Raw genomic sequence first — 16,454 nt, forward strand, 5'->3', positions numbered from 1 at the left:
GAAGGCGGCGATCTTGTGCTTCGTCACGTTGAAGCCGAGGGCCTGCGCCTCGACCGCGTCCTGGCCGCTCGCCTGGAGAATGAGCCCGATCGCCGAGCGCGAAAGGCCGAAGAGAATGATGGCGCAGACGACGAGGAAGGCGAGCGCGTACCAATAATTGACGTTGCCGTCGATCGAGAGCACGTCCGGGACGGTCATGCCGATCTCGCCGCCGGTCCAGTGCGCGAAGATGACGATGGCGTTCTGCAACAGCAGCACCGCGACCAGCGTGACGAGGCCGAAATAGGGGCCGCTCAGCCTGAGCGCCGGAAGGGCGAGCAGCAGCCCGCCGAGCACGGCCACGGCGGCGCCGGCCAGCACGCAGACGAAGATCGGCGGGCCGAACTGATTATCGAGAATGGCGGCGGTGTAGGCGCCGAGCCCGATCAGGAAGGTCGGGCCGAAATTGACCTCGCCGGCGAAACCGAAGAGCAGGTCCCAGGCCATCGCGAACACGCCGAAGTAATAAGCGACGGTGAGCAGTCCCAGCACATAGCCGGAGACATAGAGCGGCAGCGTCGCGGCGATCACGACAATCGCCAGCGAAATGAAGAACAGCCGCGAGGTGAAGAAGCCAGCCATTTTAGCGCCTCCCGAGCAGGCCTTGCGGCCGGACATACATCACGGCGACAAGGAGCAGGAGGGCGGGAATGGTCCGGTAGGCCGGCGAGACGAGATAGGCCGTGATGGTTTCGAGATAGCCGACCACAAACGCTGCGATCAGCGACCCCGACACGCTGCCGAGACCCCCTAACACCACGATCGAGAATGCGCTCGCGGTCAAGGGTCCGACGCTGTAGGAGGAAACGCCCAGGAACATGCCGAGCAGCACGCCGGCGATGCCGGCCAAAATGCCGTAGATCGCCCAGACCACGACATAGATGCTGCCGAGCTCGAGGCCCAGCAGCGTGACGCCGCGCGGGTTCATTGAAGCCGCAAGCACCGCCTTGCCGGTCTTGGTGCGGTTCACTAGGAGCCAGAGCAGGCCGATCGAAAGGCAGCAGACAAGAGCGGTGAAGATTTCGTTTTTGGGTGTCCGCTCGCCAAAGATACTGACGATACCGTCGACGATCGGCAACACGGTCTTGGCGTTGTTGGTGAAGAAGTAGGCGATCAGCTCCTGGATCATGATGCCCCAGAGCAGGGTGCCGGTGAGGATGAAGATTTCCTTCTCCTCATTGGCGATGCGGCGCGATTTCTGGATCGGCTGCACCACCGCGAAATAAGTGGCGAAGGAAGCCGCTACGGCGACCGCGACGCCAAGCAGGGCACCGGAATAGCTGTCGAGATGGAGCACGCTCGCAGCGGCCCACGCGGCCACCGCCGCCAGCACCATGATGGCGCCGTGCGACAGGTTGAGCACGCCGGAGACGCCGAAGATGAGGGTAAATCCGGTTGCGCCCAGCGCATACAACGCGCTGATGGCAAAGCCGTCGATCAGAATCTGTAACGCAAGCATTTAAATCTACACCCGCCACGGCAGCCCCCGCTGCCTATCCCTTGAAAAACAACTACGACACAAAAAAGCTCCCGGAGAGATTTCTCCGGGAGCTTGATGTGGATTTCAGTTCGACGTGACCTTGATGAAGCTCGGGAACTTCAGTTTGGCCTTGGCGACTTCCGGCGGCCAGACGGCGACCTGCTGGCCGTCCTGCCATTGCAGCATCAACCCGGTGATCAGGCCCTTGCCGTACTTGATGCCATGGGTGAAGGGATCGTCCTTGCCGTAGAACTGCACCCGGCCGATGGTGCCGACCCAGTCGGTCTTCTCCAGCGCTTCGACGAGCTTGTCGGCGTCGGTCGAGCCTGCGCGCTTCACCGCATCGGCGATGTAGTAGACCTCGTCATAGGAGGTGTAGCCGGCATAAGAGGGAAAGTTGCCGTACTTCGCCTTGAAGGCGTTGGTGAAGGGCAGGCTCTTGTCCGTGACCGCCACGCCCGTTCCCGACACGCCCTGATAGAGGACGCCGTCGGCCGCGTCATTGGTGTCCTTGCCGAAGGTCGAGTTGGTCGCCTGCGAGGAGATGCCGAACATCGGGATCGGCACCTGCTGGTTCTTCCACTGCACGGTCGGCTGCACGCCGACATGCGAGATACCGGTGATCATCACGTCGGGCTTCGTGCCTTCGATCTTGTTGAAGATCGGCGTGAAGTCGGTGGTGTCAGGCGAGAAGCGAATGTGATCGAGCACCTTCAGGCCGATCTTGGGCAGGCATTCCTCGTAGCCGACGTCCAGCGGCTTGGTCCAGGCGGCGTCCTCGCTCATGATGACCGCGGTCTTCATGTGTTTCTGATCGACCAGCAGTTCCTTGGCAGCGTCGCACACCGACAGCGCCAGCGCGGCCGACGTCAGGTAGCCGTGGAAGGTGTACTTGTTCTTCTCATAGTCGGCGTGGATGGCCTTGGTGATTTCGTTGGAGGCCGCACCCGGCGTGATGAACGGCGTCTTCAACCGCGCAGCCCAGGGCTCGAGCGCCAGCACCACTTCCGAGATGTAGCTCGCGATGACGATATTGACCTTGTCTTCGTTGACCGCGCGCTGGAAGGCGCGAACGGAATCGGCCGACGAGGAGTGGTTGTCATAGGTGATGATTTCGATCTTGCGTCCGTCGACGCCGCCTTTGGCGTTGATCTCGTCGGCGGCAAGCTGGGCGGCTTGCGGGATCGAGGCGCCGGCGATGGCCTGTGCTTCGGCGATGACGCCGATCTTGATCGGGTCGGCGGCCAGTGCCGGACCTGAAGCCAGCACGACGCCGAGAGCCGTCGCGCCAAGCAGCGAACGGAACAGCGTCCGGGATGTTAATGTCATGACGTTCCTCTCTGTTTTGATTATCGCTGACCTCTGTTGGTCTTGAGCTTATTGTAGCTTCGCGTGCGTCCCCAGCAAGCGAAACGGCAATTCGCCTGCGGTCGTACGATCCTTTCCTCCCTCTTGGAAAGACCAAAATCGTCGCAGGTCTTACCGCCTTCGCGGGAAGCGTTAACGGGCACGGTCGGAACCGGCCGCGGGGCAGCATTTTCTTGTCGATTCAATGAATTACGCGCGTCTCATCGCGCAGCCGCGGGCGGCATGGTCGCGATGGCTAGGACATCGCTTGCATATGTCGTGATCATGATGCCAGGGCGCGTATGCAAGAGTGCGGGCGCAAGACTGTGCGCATGAGACGAAAGGCTAACGCGCCTCTTCGAGAGTGCAGCCGAGCGGATGATTGTGCTCGTGGGCAAACGCCAGAATGCCGGCGATCGTCGCTTCGGCCTGCTCCAGCGTATAGGCGCCGTGGCTCGCCTTGCCTTCGTGGTGGATGCGAAGCATCAGCTTGATGGCCTCCTCATAATCGAGGCCAATGAAGCGTTGCAGCACCTGCACGACGAACTCCATCGGCGTGACGTCGTCGTTGTGCAGCACCACGTTGTAAAGCGGTTCGTTCGGCATCGCGCGACCTTGCGTTGGCTCATCGATTACCATTCATCAATGAATGGCTACTCATCTATGATCGCAACCGCACGTGTCCAACCCGCCGAAGCGCGTTCGATCTTCACCGGAAAACAGGAGACCATGAAACCGGTCGAGGGCAGTTGCTCCAGATTGTGCAGCTTCTCGATATGGCAATAGCCGATGTGGCGTCCGGCCTTGTGGCCTTCCCAGATCAGGCTCGCATTTTTCGTTTCGGCGTATTTCTTCGCAGTGAAAACGAACGGCGCGTCCCAGCTCCAGCCGTCGATGCCGGTGAGCCGCACGCCGCGCTCGAGCAGATACATCGTCGCCTCATAGCCCATGCCGCAGCCGGAATTGACGAAATCAGGTTGGCCGTATTTGGCGCCGGCACTCGTATTGACCACGACGATTTCGAGCGGCGACAGCGTGTGGCCGATACGCTTTAGTTCAGCTTCGACATCTTTCGCCGTGACGACATAGCCGTCGGCGAAATGGCGGAAGTCGAGCTTCACGCCCGGCTGGAAACACCATTCGAGCGGCACTTCCTCGATGGTCCAGGCCCGCTCGCCGCGGTTCATGGTCGGGTGATAGTGATAGGGCGCGTCCAGATGCGTGCCGTTGTGGGTCGAGAGCCGCACCGTCTCCATCGCCCAGCCCTGACCGTCCGGCAGATCTTGCGCTTTCAAGCCCGGGAAGAAGCCGAGCATGCCCGGCAGGCTCTGCTGATGGTCGACATATTCGATGCGCGGATTGATGCCGGGCGGATCGGCCGGCACGTCGTTTTGCAGCGGCACGGAAATATCGATCAGTTTTCGCGCCATGGCCCATCCTCACCTGTTGTTCTGGACACTGTAGATGACCCCTGTGCTGGCCCTGTCAAGTTCGACGAGCCGCGCAAGACGCGTTCACGCGAGCTTCATCAATTTGAGCGCGGCGAGGCCGTTCGGGCCGTAGGGATTACCGAGGCTCTCGCGCATATCGAAATGATTGAAGTTGGGCGCCTCGAGCAGTTCGACCGGCTTGCCGGCGGCCTTGACCGCAGCGGCAAAGTCACGCGACTGGCGCTGGAATTCCGGTGTCTCGAAGGTGCCGTAGGTGACTGATATCGGCGCGCGTAACCGGTCGATGTGCCGGATCGAACTCAACGACTGCTCCATGTCGTCGTCGAACTTGATGTATTTGCTGCGGGCGGACAGCCGCGCGGGTTTGAGATCGTAGACACCGCTCATCAGGAGGGCGCCTGATATCATGTCGGCCGGCAAGCCGAAATCCTTGCTCCAGTCCGTCACGACAGCAACGCCGGCGAGATGACCACCGGAGGAATGGCCGCCGACATAGAAGCGTCTGGCATCGCCGCCAAAGCTTGCGGCGTTCTTGTAGACCCAGGCGATACCGCGGCGGACCTGATCGGCCATCACGCGCAAGTCGCCGCCCGCCGCGTCGACATGGATGAAGTCCAGGACGACATAGTTGACACCGGCATTGACGAAGAGATCGGCGGGATAGGCGAAGTCTTTGGCTGCGCCGAGCAGCCATCGTCCGCCATGAATAAAGACGAAGATCGGCGCGTTCGGCGTGCGCGCCGGAAAGACGTCAAGGCCCTCGATCGGCGTCGGGCCATAGGCAAATCGCTTGGGCGCGCCGAGCCGCTGGCGCGTCGTCTCGCTGTTCGAGGCGATGCGCTTCGCATACTGGCCGCCCGTCGGTGCGTAGACGGACTGGTCGTAGGCCGCGTCGAGTTCGACCTGATCCATGTCCATCCAGACTTTTGCGCCCTTCTCGTGCGGCGGCGGGCCGATGCGGCATTCCTCCGCGAGCGCGGGTGTGGCGGCGATTGCAGCCGCCGTTGCGAGAACCGAGCGGCGCGTGATCGCGCTGCGCTTCAGTCGAGAGTCGTCACGCATCTTTCCCCCTTTGGATAGGATCAGGCCAGCGTCACCAAACCCGCCCAGAACTGCTGTTTCTTCTCGTTGGCATCGATGTCGTATTTGCGCACGAAGGTCAGCTTGCCATCGCCCGCGATACGGTAGAGCACGAGGCCTGCCGATACCGTCGAGCCGTCGCGCATCGCCATCGTCCACAGAGGTGCGGCGATGAGCAGCTTGCCTGATGGATCGATGTTGAACGTCCGCAGGTAGTTGCCATGGCCGTCGGCGTTCTGGACCAGCGTCGGCTCGCCGGTCGTCTGGTTGATCGCGAACACCGCGATTGAATTCTCGCCGCCGGCGAAAACCTTCTTGCCCTCGACCTCGGTCGTCCACCAGGCGCGGTTGGTGAGATAGACAAAGCGGCCGTCGGGGCTGACGTGGATGGGCCCTGCGGCCTGGCGAAGCTTTGAAGCGGGATCGGCGAGCGTGTTCTTCACGAACAGCGGATCGCGCGACAGGCCTGTTTTGTCGTCGAGCTTGAAGACCGCAAGCTGGTTCTGGCTTTCGATCGAGACAAACATCCACGGCTTGGTGAGGTGAAAATCGAGATGTCGCGGCCCGAAATGCATGCCGTCGCCGGGCGAGATCGCAGCCAAATTCGCCAGCACGCCGTCCTTGAACGTGAAAACCTTGATCGAGCCGGGATCGGCGGGATTGTCTGATGGCGCGTTGTTGCCGCGCGTGATCAGGATGACGCGCTTGTTGTCCGGCGTGGCGCGGATCTGGTGGGCGAAGATTCCGGTATCGAGCTTGTTCGGTTGTTCGACCTGATCGCCGATCGTCCCGTCGGCATTGATGCGATGCACGGACAGGCTCGATGGATTGTTGTAGGCGATCAGGAGATAGCGCCCGGAATGATCGACGCAGGCGTGAATCGGCCTCGTGGCGAGCTTGATCGTGTCGCCATGCGGCTTCAGCGCGCCGGTCGCGGGATCGATCGCAAAGGCGTTGGCGGCATGGACGCTGCCGGAGACGTCACCGGCGGCCGGTCCGCCGCTACTGGAGACCACATAGAGGTATTTTTTGGACGGGTGCGGCCAGGCATATTGGATGTTGGCTGGCGTCGAAACCGCGGCTTGTTTTGATAGCTCGGCTTTTTCGACATCGACACTGTAGGGCGTGAGTTCCGGCCCGACGGACGAATAGAAGATGTTCTTGTTGGCCATGGTTTTCCCGAACGATACGGCGGGATCGGCGATGGCGGCCGCAAGCAGCGTCGTGAACGTGCGGCGATCGACCATGGCGCCTTCTCCCTGATTTTTTTGTTGCGCGATCCCCAATAGCAAACGGCGGAAATCGGGTAAATCGGCTCAGAGCGCTTGAGTGACATGCGCGATCACGCGTCAGCGTCTTTGACGAGCTGTAACGATTGAGATGCGGCGCACAATCGAGGCCGCGGCCTGCCCGAGGCGCAGTAGCAAATCGCTAACCAAGTCGCCGCTCGGCCACGCCTGGCAACGCGGAATTTAGCGGTTTGACGCTAGAAGCCGGACGATGGTCCGCCCCGAACGCAAGACAGAACGGCCTTTGACGATCGCAAGCGCAGTGCTCGCGGTCTGCGTGCTTGCGGTCATCGGCTATCAATCGCTGAACGATCCGCTCCGTTCGGATGAGCTGCTGACGATGAACCTGCTGTCCGCGGCGACGCTGCCGAAATTGTGGAGAGGCATCGCGCTCGGGATCGACGGCAACCCGCCGCTCTATTTGACGCTGGCGTGGCTTGTTATTGCGCCGCTGCAGAAGCTCGTGTCATCGGTCGTGACGCTCAAGCTTGCCAATCTCCTGATAGCCGCGGCCGGGGTCGTCGTGCTCGGCCGCCTTGCGCGCCGGCTGGTCTCGATCGCCGCCACATGGATCGGCGCGCTGCTGTTCGTCACACTGAGCGTCAGCTTCATCTATGACGCGTCCGTGCTGCGCACCTACGCGCTCTACTTTCTGGCCGCGGCTCTCGCCGCGCTGTTTCAACAGCGGTTGATCGAACGGCGCCAAGGGTCTGATATCGTTTGGCTGGCGCTGGCCAATGTCGCGCTGGCGATGTCGCATACTTTCGGCATCGTCTATGTCGGCATTATTGCGTTCGCGGGATGGCTGAGCCAGTTGCGCGGCAGCAAGCCCACGCTGCTGCCGATCGCGATGGCCGTGATTCCCGCCGTCCTGGCGGTTGCGGGGTGGATTCCGTTCCTGCTGGAGCAGCTCCACGTCGACAAGCCCTACAGCTGGATCTTGCCGCCCCAATTCGCGGAACTGCTCGAGGCCGTGTTCGGATCGGTGGTCGTGCTCTGGATCTCGATCCTCGAGGCCGCCTGCCTGATCGCGGCAGGCGTTTCGGCGTTCAAGCAGGACAGGACGCGGCTTTACGCCCTGATTGACGATCCGACGGAACAGCCGCTGCGCTTTGTGGTGCTGGTGCTCGCCGGCGTGACCGCCTTCACTCTGGCGGGCTGGCTGGTTGCGCGGACGATCTTTCCTTTGTTCGTGGTACGCTACTTCACGCCGCAGCTTTTCGTGGCCTATGCGCTGCACGTGGCGTTCGCCGAATGGCTGCTGCGTCATCGCTCGCAATACCGGGCGCTGACGGTTACGATCTGCATCGTGCTGGCGCCGCTGCTGCTGCGCGAGGCGGCATCACATGCGCATGGCTCGGTGCATGGCAAGCCGATCTGCACCGGCGGCGATGGCCGGTTCTTCGAAGAGAGTTTCGTCGACGGCACGCTGCCCGTGATCGTCGACTCGACGCATCTGTTCCTGGGCCGCGCCGCCTACGCCAGCCATGGCGAGGCCTATCGCTTCGCACTCGATTGGGACGTCGTCCTCAACTACCCGAACCGCTCGAGCGGCAACGCCGTGGACTTCCACGTGATGCAGGGATTGCAAACGTGGAAGCCGCTGCCGCAGGTCGAGACCACCGACGACATCCTGAAAACCTTCCCGCAGTTCCTGGTGATCGAGCAGCGGGCGTGGTTTCTCAATCTGAAGACCACGCATCGCGTCACTGCCGAAAAGCTCGCCGAAGTCGTTCCCGCGGACGGGGACGAAGTTCCGTGCACGCTGTGGAAAGTCACGCGTGTCGAGCCCCGCGAATAAGCGAGGGCACCCGCGTCAGGGGCGTAAGGATTCGTTAACCATATTTAAGCGAGAGTGAACGGGCTTCTTCTCAAGATAGGTCAAGGGCCATGATTGAGCTTGATGTCCTGAGCCGCCAGATCGACACGTTGATGGCCGAGCAGCGGGCCGCCTGGAGCGAACTCGCCATTCCCACGCTGACCGCCTTCGACCGCCGCGAGATCCGCAACCGGATCAAACAGGGCGAGGTCGAATTGCGCGACCATTTGAAGCTGAGGACAGAGCGGCTGCGTTTCGAGCCGCGCCCGGTCGAGCCGCCGAGCGACCACCTCGCCAATATCGAGTTCCGGCTTTTCTAGAACTCGACGATCTTCACCTCTCCCATGAGGAGTGGTCGATTTGCGTAGCAAATCGGGTGAGGGGGATTGCTGTCACGAGGGACCGTAACCCTTCACCCCAACCCTCTCCCAAAGGGAGAGGGAGCGCACTTCCACTATGGCAATAGTCGAACCTTAAAACTCGAAGTCGCCGGTCGACCGCCGCGCCAGCGCGCGCAAGTCGGCGATCGTCCCGCGCACCGCATTGCAGCGCCGGCAATGCACCTCCGCGCTATCGCTCGCCTCCGCGGGGTCGATCGGCTTGATCGAAAGGCTCCCGCAGACCTCGCAGACGATCTTCAGGCCGCCTTGCGTCTCGGTGGGATGATCGAGCATGGCCATCCCTGACCTCAGCCGATGATCGCAGAAGCGAAGATGCTGACGGACGCAAACTTCACGGCCACGCGGCCGTATTGCCGCTTGAAGCCGATCGCCGTCATGAGGATGTCGAACTCATCGCGCAGTTCGTCGAGCGTGGACTTGCGGCCCTGGATATAAGGTCCGTACAGCACGTCGCGCTCGCGCTCGATGAGTTTCGCGGTCAGGCTGACCGCGAGAAAGACCGACGCCGGATAGACGAGTAATTCGATCAGTTCGATGGTCATTGTTGGCCCCCGCCGTTTTTTCTTCCCATCAGCGCCAATCCTAAGCCTGAACTTTTAAAGCTCGGGTCGCGCTCTCTCGCGTAATTGAGTGTTTCGATTAGGGATTTCTCAACCACGCCCGGGCGGAGGAGCGGTCGCAGGCTGACCTTCCACGGCAGCGCACAAATGAAGGAGAGGCGAGGTTCGCCCGGCTTGCGCGCAACGCTGGTCTGGCTGAAACGCCCTTCAAGCAGATTTCAGCGGCATGTATCGAACCATCATCGAAGCGTTGAGGCAGCGGAAACGTCATGAAGAGAATTTGGGTCGCGGCGACGCTCGCTTTGTTTGCGACGCCATCTTTTGCACAAATGCAGACCGAGGGGCTGACAAAAGACAAATCGGCCCCGCCCGTGAAAAAACTCTACGAAGACGATCTGCGTCTGCCGGACGATGCGGCCAAGCTGGTCCTGCCCGACGACGCCTATCTGCACTGGCCGCTGCCGCCGGGCGAGGAGGCCTATGCCGATATCGACGGCCTCAAGATGAAGGCGCAAATCCCCGAGATCACAGCGATTTCGCGCAAGAGCAGGGATGACGGCAATCAGTTCTGGGGCCGCATCGCCGGTACGCCCTACGACCGGATGATGGCCGATTGGGTTGCCGGCCAGTTCAAGGCGATCGGGCTTGAGCAGGTGAGGCAGCAGCAAATCGACATGTCGCCGCTGTGGTATCCGAATTCATGGGAGGCAAGCCTCGTCGTTGGCGATGCCGCTACACCGCTCAAGACCGCATTCCCGATCACCGACACGGTCGGCACCGCCGGCAAGACCATCGAAGCGCCGGCGATCTGGCTTGGCCTTGGCACGCCGGCCGACTTCAGGGATCGCGACGTACGCGGCAAGGCAGTCATTCTCTACAGCAATCCGACGCCCGGCGGCCGCGATCACCTCGCGCGCTGGAGCGGCTCGATGATGCGCGCCAACAAGGCCGGCGCGGCGATGGTGCTCATCGTCATGGATATTCCGGGCAGCGTCACCACCGAGCCGGAAGCCGGCGCGGGCACGACGGTGCCGACGCTCACGATCGGCATGAAGGAGGGGACCGCGATCCGCGAGGCCATCGAGGGCGGCCGCGACGTCACGCTTCGGCTGCGCGCGGACATCGAGCGCAAGCCCGGTTTGAAGACCGCCAATGTCTGGGGCGTGCTGCCGGGCATGAGCGACGAGAACATCCTGATCATGGCGCATACCGACGCGATGTTCGACGGCGCGCTCGACAACGCGTCGGGCGTTGTGATGATGCTGGCAATCGCGCGGCACTATGCGGCGCTGCCGAAGGAGCAGCGCCGGCGCACCATCACCTTTGTCACCACGCCCGACCACCATCACGGTGCGTCCGGCATCAAGTGGATCAATCAGAACATGCGCGAGTTCCTCGACAAGACCGCGCTGATCGTCAATTGCGAGCATCCATCGCAAACCCAGACCTATCGCCTCGGCTCAGGCCTGATGACCTCGACTGAGACCAGCGCGCGGCGCTGGTTCGTCGGCGGCAGCGAGACGCTGCGAAGGATTGTCTTGAGCGCGATGAAGGAATTCGGCGTCGCGGTCTATGCGCGCCCCGAGGGACGGCCGGGCGGCGAGCTTCAGCATGTCTATAAGAGTGCGCCGAGCTTCCACGTCATCGACCACATCTTCTATCATTCGGATGCCGATACGATCGATCTCGTGCCGGCTTTCGGCATCGAGGCGGTGGCGCGTGCCTATCTCAAGGTCATCGATACCACGAGCAAGATGGAGATAAGCGAGCTCAAGGCGCCGCAAGCGACGGGTGAGTCGCCGAAGTAGCCGGCTTAGTAGATGATATTCGTCATTGCGAGGAGCGAAGCAACGAAGCAATCCAGTTGAGGCGCGAGCTGGATTGCTTCGCGGAGCTTGTCATCGGGCGCGCGATTCGCGCGAGCCGTCGGCTCGCAATGACGCGGGGGCGCTGGGGCCGATCGGCCATAGCCGGATGGATACGAATTGGTCTATGCTTGCTTTCGGGCAGCAAGCTGTCGCGGGGCCATCAGGGCAGAGGGGGTTTCATGTCGATGATATCGGCGCGCATCGAGCGCCTCCCGTTTGCGGAATTCCACAAGCATCTTTTGATCCTCGGCGGGCTCGGCTACACCTTCGATGCGATGGACGCGGCCGTGATGGCCTTCATCCTGCCGGTGTTGCGTCCCCTCTGGAATCTCTCCAGCGCCCAGGTCGGTTTGCTCGGTAGCAGCACCTTCATCGGCTACTTCTTCGGCGCTCTGTTTGCCGGCATGCTCGGCGATCTGATCGGCCGCCGCGCAGTGATGATGTCAGCGCTGGCTCTCTATAGTGTCGCATCGCTGGTCAGCGCGGCCGTAGATACGTGGCCGCCGTTCTTTGCCGCGCGCATCGTCGCCGGTATCGGCACTGGCGCCGAAAGCGCGATCATCGCGCCGTATCTCGCTGAATTCGTGGCACGGCGCTATCGCGGCAGTTTCACCGGCGCGCTCGCCGGCTTCTTCTCCTTTGGTTTTATCGCTGCCGCCTTGCTCGGCTATTTCATCGTGCCGGCGCAGGACAATGGTTGGCGGATCGTGCTTGTGATCACCGCGCTGCCCGTCGCCATGCTGCTGTGGTGGCGCAAGGCGCTGCATGAATCGCCTCGCTGGCTGGAAAGCCGCGGACAGAAGAAAGAAGCCGAAGCCGTGCTCGACGAGATCGAAGCCGGCTTTGTGAAACGTGGCCATGTCCTGCCAGAACCGGTCGTCGAGGCGGTTGCTCCTCTGCCCGGCGGCGGCTCTCTGCTCGCCAATTACAAGGCTCTGCTGGCCCCTCGTCAGGCGCGCATCACGATCATGACCTGGATCATGTGGCTGTCGATTACCTTCAGCTATTATTCCTTTTTCGTCTGGATCCCGAGCCTGTTGGTCCAGAACGGCATGAGCATCACGAAAAGCTTCGCCTATTCGATCGCGATCTATTGTGCGCAGGCGCCGGGCTATTTCAGCGCCGCCTGGTTCAACGAGAAGATCGGCCGCCAGGCCACCATCGCCTGTTATATGCTGCTGGGCGGCGCTGCGGCGCTCGGACTTGCCTTCGCGGGCACCGACCAGGAGATCGTGCTGGCCGGAATTTGCCTGTCCTTCTTCATGAACGGCACCTATGCGGGTGTCTATGCCTATACGGCCGAAGTCTTCCCGACGCAGTGCAGGACCACGGGCGCCGGGCTTGCCTCGGCGATCGGACGCATCGGCGCGATCGTCGCACCGATCCTTGTCGGCTACCTCTATCCCAATTTCGGCTTTGTCGGCGTGTTCGGCCTCACCACCAGCGTGCTCCTGGTTGGCGCGGTCGCCGTGGTGCTGATGGGTGTGCCGACGCGCGGCCGATCCCTGGAAGAGATTGCCGCGGGCAAAGCCGCTTGAAGTCTGACCGTTGAGAAATCGCCATGCCGACAATTCTGTTCAAGAACGCAGCGCTCCTCGATCCCCTGCAGCCTGACCTCCGCGAGGGACACGACGTCCTTGTCGAGGACAGCCTGATCAAGGAGGTGTCGGACCGGCATCTCACGGCAAACCCGGATCAGGTCATCGACCTCAAGGGCAAGACGCTGATGCCCGGCCTGATCGACCTGCACGTGCACGCAGTCGCCGTCGAGCTCAATCTGGCGCAGCAGATGCACATGCCGAACGTGCTGGTGACGCTGCGCTCGACGCTGTTGTTGCGGGGCATGTTGCGGCGCGGCTTCACCACCGTCCGCGACGCCGGTGGCGCCGGCTACGCCTTGAAGCAGGCAATCGAGACCGGCCTCACTGACGGTCCAAGGTTATTCGTCTCCGGCCGGGCGCTCAGCCAGACCGGTGGCCACGGCGACATGCGGGCGCGTTCCGATTATCTCGCCAGTGAGAGCCCTTGCTCCTGCTGCGTGCGGGTCGGCGCGCTCGCGCGCGTCGTCGACGGTGTGGACGCCGTGCGCAAGGCGGCCCGCGAGGAACTGCAGATGGGGGCCGACCAGATCAAGATCATGGCGTCCGGCGGGGTGGCCTCGCCGACCGATCCAGTGGGCGCTTTCGGCTACTCCGAGGACGAGATCCGCGCCATCGTCGCCGAGGCGAAATCGCGCCAGACCTACGTGCTTGCGCATGCTTACACGGCCGAGGCCATCGCGCGCGCCGTGCGTTGCGGCGTGCGTACCATCGAGCACGGCAATCTGATCGATCTTCCCACCGCGCGCCTGATGGCCGAAAAGGGCGCCTATGTCGTCCCGACGCTCGTCACCTATGAGGCGCTGGCGAACGAAGGGGCGCAATATGGCTTGCCGGCGGAGAGCGTGGCCAAGATCGCCGACGTTCGCGACGCGGGCCTGCGCTCTCTCAAGATCTATCAGGAAGCGGGCGTGAAGATGGGCTTTGGCAGCGATCTGCTCGGCCCGTCCCAGCGCCTGCAAAGCGACGAGTTTCGCATCCGCGCCGAAATCCTCGGGCCGCGCGAGGCCGTCGCGAGCGCGACGGTGATCGGCGCCGAGGTGCTCGGCATGGAGGGCAAGCTCGGCCGGATCGCGCCCGGTGCGTTGGCCGATCTCCTGGTCGTGGAAGGCAATCCGTTACGCGACGTGAGTTGTCTGCTGGGGCAGGGCGAGCACATTCCGCTGGTGATGAAGGCTGGCAAGATCCAGATCGACAGGCTGAAGACATAAGTGCTGGCGCGCGCTGGTCACCGTAGCACCATCCGCGGCAGCCATAGCGAGACTTCGGGGATATAGGTGACGGCCATCAGCACCAGGAACATCACGAGATAGAACGGCCAGATCTTTCGCATCACCTCTTCGATCGTAACCTTGCCGACGGCGCAGCCGACGAACAGGATCGATCCGACCGGCGGATGGCACAGGCCGATGCCGAGATTGAGCATCATGATCATCCCGAAATGAACGGGATCGACGCCAAAATTCTGCATGACCGGAAGAAGGATCGGCGTCGCGATCAGGATCGACGGCGCCATGTCGACCAGCGTGCCGAGGATGAGCAGCAGCACGTTGATCAGCATCAGGATCACGTACTTGTTGCTCGAGATCGACAGAAAGAATGCCGTCATCTTCGCCGGCATCTGCGTCAGCGCCATCACGTAGCCGACACTGGACGCGCAGGCGATCAAAGTGAGCACCATCGCGACCGTGCGCAGCGTCCGGTGCAGCAGCACCGGAAGGTCGCGCCATTTGTAGTCGCGGTAGATGAACATGGTGACGAAGAACGCCCAGATGCAGGCGACCGCGCCGGCCTCGATCGCCGTGAAGATGCCGCCCAAAATGCCGCCGAGAATGATCACGAGCGTGATGAGGCCCCAAGCCGCATCGATGGTGATTTTGACGGCGTCCTTCGCGGGCACGGTCTGGCCGCGCGGATGGTTGTCGCGATAGGCGAAGACGAGACAAAGGATGATCAGCGAAAAGCCGAGCAGAAGGCCCGGAAACACGCCGGCCATGAACAGCGATGAGATCGAGATCGTCCCGCCCGTTGCGAGCGAAAACAGCACGGCGTTATGGCTCGGCGGCACCAGCAGCGCCTGAACCGAGGAGGTGATGGTGAGGTTGGTGGCGAAGACGCGCGGAAAGCCGGTCTTCTCCATCTGCGGGATCATCACCGAGCCGATCGCCGAGGTATCGGCGACGGCCGAGCCGGAAATGCCGCTCAGGAACGTGGTGGCGAGCACGTTGACGATGGAAAGCCCGCCGCGCACGCGCGCGAAGCCGACCAGCACGTCGGCGAAGGCGACGAGCCGCCGCGCCATGCCGCCTTCCGCCATGATCGCGCCGGCCAGCACGAAGAACGGTATCGTCAGCATCGCGACCTTGCTGACGCCATCGGAGATTTTCAGCATCACGGCTTCAAGGGGAATGCCGATCGACCAGGCGCCGGCGATCGCGGCGAACGCGAGCGAATAGGCGATCGGCATGCCGATCAGGAAGCAGAAGATCATCGTGCCGAGCAGAACGAAGATGTCCATGGCCGGATTATTCCCGCTTTACTCGAACGATACAGCGTCGCCGTGGGACGGCGTCGCGTGGTCATGCGAGGGAATTGGATCGGGCGGCGCGCCGAGCCACACCCGCTCGATGATGAACAGCAGCAGACAGGCGCCGCCGATCGGAATCGGCAGGTAAGTGACGCCAACCGACAGGAAGGGAAATTCCGCGATGGTGTTTTGCCAGGTCACTTCGACGAGGCTCTTGCCCCACCAGATCATGAACAGCGCGATCAGGGCCATCAGGAGCTGAACCAGGAGCTCGAGCAATTTGCGGAACGGCGGCGGCGCCTGATTGGCGAAATAGCCGACGTTCATGTGCAGGTTGAGCCGATAGGCGGCGGCGGCGCCAATGAAGGTCAGCACGATGGTGAGAAGCACTGCCATCGGCTCCGGCCAGGAGGCCGCGCTGTTGAGCACGTAGCGGGTGAACACGGCCCAGGGGATGATCGCCGAGATCAGGACCAGCGCGATGCAGCCGACGATCACGCACAGGAGATAGAGCAGGTCCATCGCGCGGCGGAATTTGGCTGCCATGGCGTTGTGTTTCCCCGTTAGCCGCTTGGGCAATGAGCCGACGTTGTCCGTCATCGCGAGCGAATGCGAAGCGATCCAGGTGACTTCCGCATAACAACTGTCATCACCGGGCTTGTCCCGGTGATCCACGCCTTGCTTTCCCTCTTGGGGGAGAAGACGTGGATGGCCGGGACGAGCCCGGCCATGACGGGGGATAGTTTCTGGATGGCTTCGTCGCTTTCGCTCCTCGCAATGACGACGTTAGTAGAACCGGCGAACGCCGATCACGCAATGGCCTGGATGCGCTTGATCATGTCCTGATATTTCGGGCCGTACTTGTCCCAGACCGGCTTGACCGCGTTCTGGAACGGCGTCTTGTCGGCGACCTCGATGATTTCGCTGCCCGCGGCTTTCGCCTTCTCCATCGCCTTCAGCTCGTACTGCTTCCAGAGCTCGCGCTCCTCGAGCTG

At 62.2% G+C, this 16,454-nt stretch carries 16 protein-coding genes and 1 pseudogene; 5 read left to right on the plus strand and 12 right to left on the minus strand.

Annotation, left to right across the window (positions count from 1 at the left end):
* The 7 genes from VFB05_RS20795 to VFB05_RS20825 form a co-directional block, all read right to left on the minus strand.
* Positions 1-621 (minus strand): branched-chain amino acid ABC transporter permease (locus tag VFB05_RS20795; protein WP_325015643.1); only part of this gene is annotated, 621 nt, incomplete at its 3' end.
* Between the two features lies 1 nt (position 622).
* Positions 623-1,498, minus strand: coding sequence for a branched-chain amino acid ABC transporter permease (locus VFB05_RS20800; RefSeq protein WP_325015645.1), 876 nt, complete (start codon positions 1,496-1,498; stop codon positions 623-625).
* Between the two features lie 105 nt (positions 1,499-1,603).
* Positions 1,604-2,848, minus strand: coding sequence for an ABC transporter substrate-binding protein (locus VFB05_RS20805; RefSeq protein ID WP_325015647.1), 1,245 nt, complete (start codon positions 2,846-2,848; stop codon positions 1,604-1,606).
* A gap of 363 nt (positions 2,849-3,211) precedes the next feature.
* Positions 3,212-3,505: an ATP-dependent Clp protease adaptor ClpS gene (locus tag VFB05_RS20810; RefSeq protein ID WP_414643229.1), complete on the minus strand. Its 294-nt coding sequence runs from the start codon at positions 3,503-3,505 to the stop codon at positions 3,212-3,214.
* A 14-nt stretch (positions 3,506-3,519) separates the two neighbouring features.
* Complete coding sequence (locus VFB05_RS20815; protein WP_325015653.1) at positions 3,520-4,296, minus strand: cyclase family protein; 777 nt, start codon at positions 4,294-4,296, stop codon at positions 3,520-3,522.
* An 84-nt stretch (positions 4,297-4,380) separates the two neighbouring features.
* On the minus strand, positions 4,381-5,379 hold the full coding sequence (locus tag VFB05_RS20820) for an alpha/beta hydrolase (protein ID WP_325015655.1): 999 nt from the start codon (positions 5,377-5,379) through the stop codon (positions 4,381-4,383).
* Positions 5,380-5,399: 20 nt separating this feature from the next.
* Positions 5,400-6,644, minus strand: coding sequence for a lactonase family protein (locus tag VFB05_RS20825; RefSeq protein WP_325015657.1), 1,245 nt, complete (start codon positions 6,642-6,644; stop codon positions 5,400-5,402).
* 253 nt (positions 6,645-6,897) lie between these two features.
* Between VFB05_RS20825 and VFB05_RS20830 the strand changes: the two genes are divergently transcribed.
* The gene (locus tag VFB05_RS20830) at positions 6,898-8,487 is read left to right on the plus strand and encodes a hypothetical protein (protein WP_325015658.1); all 1,590 of its coding nucleotides are present in this window, start codon (positions 6,898-6,900) and stop codon (positions 8,485-8,487) included.
* 89 nt (positions 8,488-8,576) lie between these two features.
* Positions 8,577-8,825: a hypothetical protein gene (locus tag VFB05_RS20835; RefSeq protein WP_325015660.1), complete on the plus strand. Its 249-nt coding sequence runs from the start codon at positions 8,577-8,579 to the stop codon at positions 8,823-8,825.
* 153 nt (positions 8,826-8,978) lie between these two features.
* Here VFB05_RS20835 and VFB05_RS20840 read toward each other — a convergent pair whose 3' ends face one another.
* Positions 8,979-9,185, minus strand: coding sequence for a hypothetical protein (locus VFB05_RS20840; RefSeq protein WP_325015663.1), 207 nt, complete (start codon positions 9,183-9,185; stop codon positions 8,979-8,981).
* An 8-nt stretch (positions 9,186-9,193) separates the two neighbouring features.
* Positions 9,194-9,448 carry a hypothetical protein gene (locus VFB05_RS20845; protein WP_325015665.1) on the minus strand — a complete coding sequence of 85 codons (255 nt, stop codon included), beginning with the start codon at positions 9,446-9,448 and terminating at the stop codon, positions 9,194-9,196.
* A 287-nt stretch (positions 9,449-9,735) separates the two neighbouring features.
* On the opposite strand from VFB05_RS20845, the gene VFB05_RS20850 reads away from it, so the two are divergent.
* The 3 genes from VFB05_RS20850 to VFB05_RS20860 all read left to right on the plus strand — a co-directional run bounded on the left by VFB05_RS20850 (position 9,736) and on the right by VFB05_RS20860 (position 14,143).
* The gene (locus tag VFB05_RS20850) at positions 9,736-11,274 is read left to right on the plus strand and encodes a M28 family peptidase (RefSeq protein WP_325015667.1); all 1,539 of its coding nucleotides are present in this window, start codon (positions 9,736-9,738) and stop codon (positions 11,272-11,274) included.
* Between the two features lie 239 nt (positions 11,275-11,513).
* The gene (locus VFB05_RS20855; RefSeq protein WP_325015669.1) at positions 11,514-12,872 is read left to right on the plus strand and encodes an MFS transporter; all 1,359 of its coding nucleotides are present in this window, start codon (positions 11,514-11,516) and stop codon (positions 12,870-12,872) included.
* 23 nt (positions 12,873-12,895) lie between these two features.
* Positions 12,896-14,143, plus strand: coding sequence for an amidohydrolase family protein (locus tag VFB05_RS20860; RefSeq protein WP_325015671.1), 1,248 nt, complete (start codon positions 12,896-12,898; stop codon positions 14,141-14,143).
* 17 nt (positions 14,144-14,160) lie between these two features.
* Here VFB05_RS20860 and VFB05_RS20865 read toward each other — a convergent pair whose 3' ends face one another.
* From VFB05_RS20865 to VFB05_RS20875, 3 genes and pseudogenes are all read right to left on the minus strand, one after another.
* Positions 14,161-15,450, minus strand: a complete 1,290-nt coding sequence (locus tag VFB05_RS20865) for a TRAP transporter large permease (RefSeq protein ID WP_325015672.1) — start codon at positions 15,448-15,450, stop codon at positions 14,161-14,163.
* Positions 15,451-15,468: 18 nt separating this feature from the next.
* Complete coding sequence (locus VFB05_RS20870; protein WP_325015674.1) at positions 15,469-16,134, minus strand: TRAP transporter small permease; 666 nt, start codon at positions 16,132-16,134, stop codon at positions 15,469-15,471.
* Positions 16,135-16,268: 134 nt separating this feature from the next.
* A pseudogene (locus VFB05_RS20875) lies at positions 16,269-16,454 on the minus strand (TRAP transporter substrate-binding protein); the annotation flags it as partial.

It is taken from the genome of Bradyrhizobium sp., assembly GCF_035652035.1.
In the GTDB taxonomy this organism is placed as follows: Bacteria; Pseudomonadota; Alphaproteobacteria; order Rhizobiales; family Xanthobacteraceae; genus Bradyrhizobium.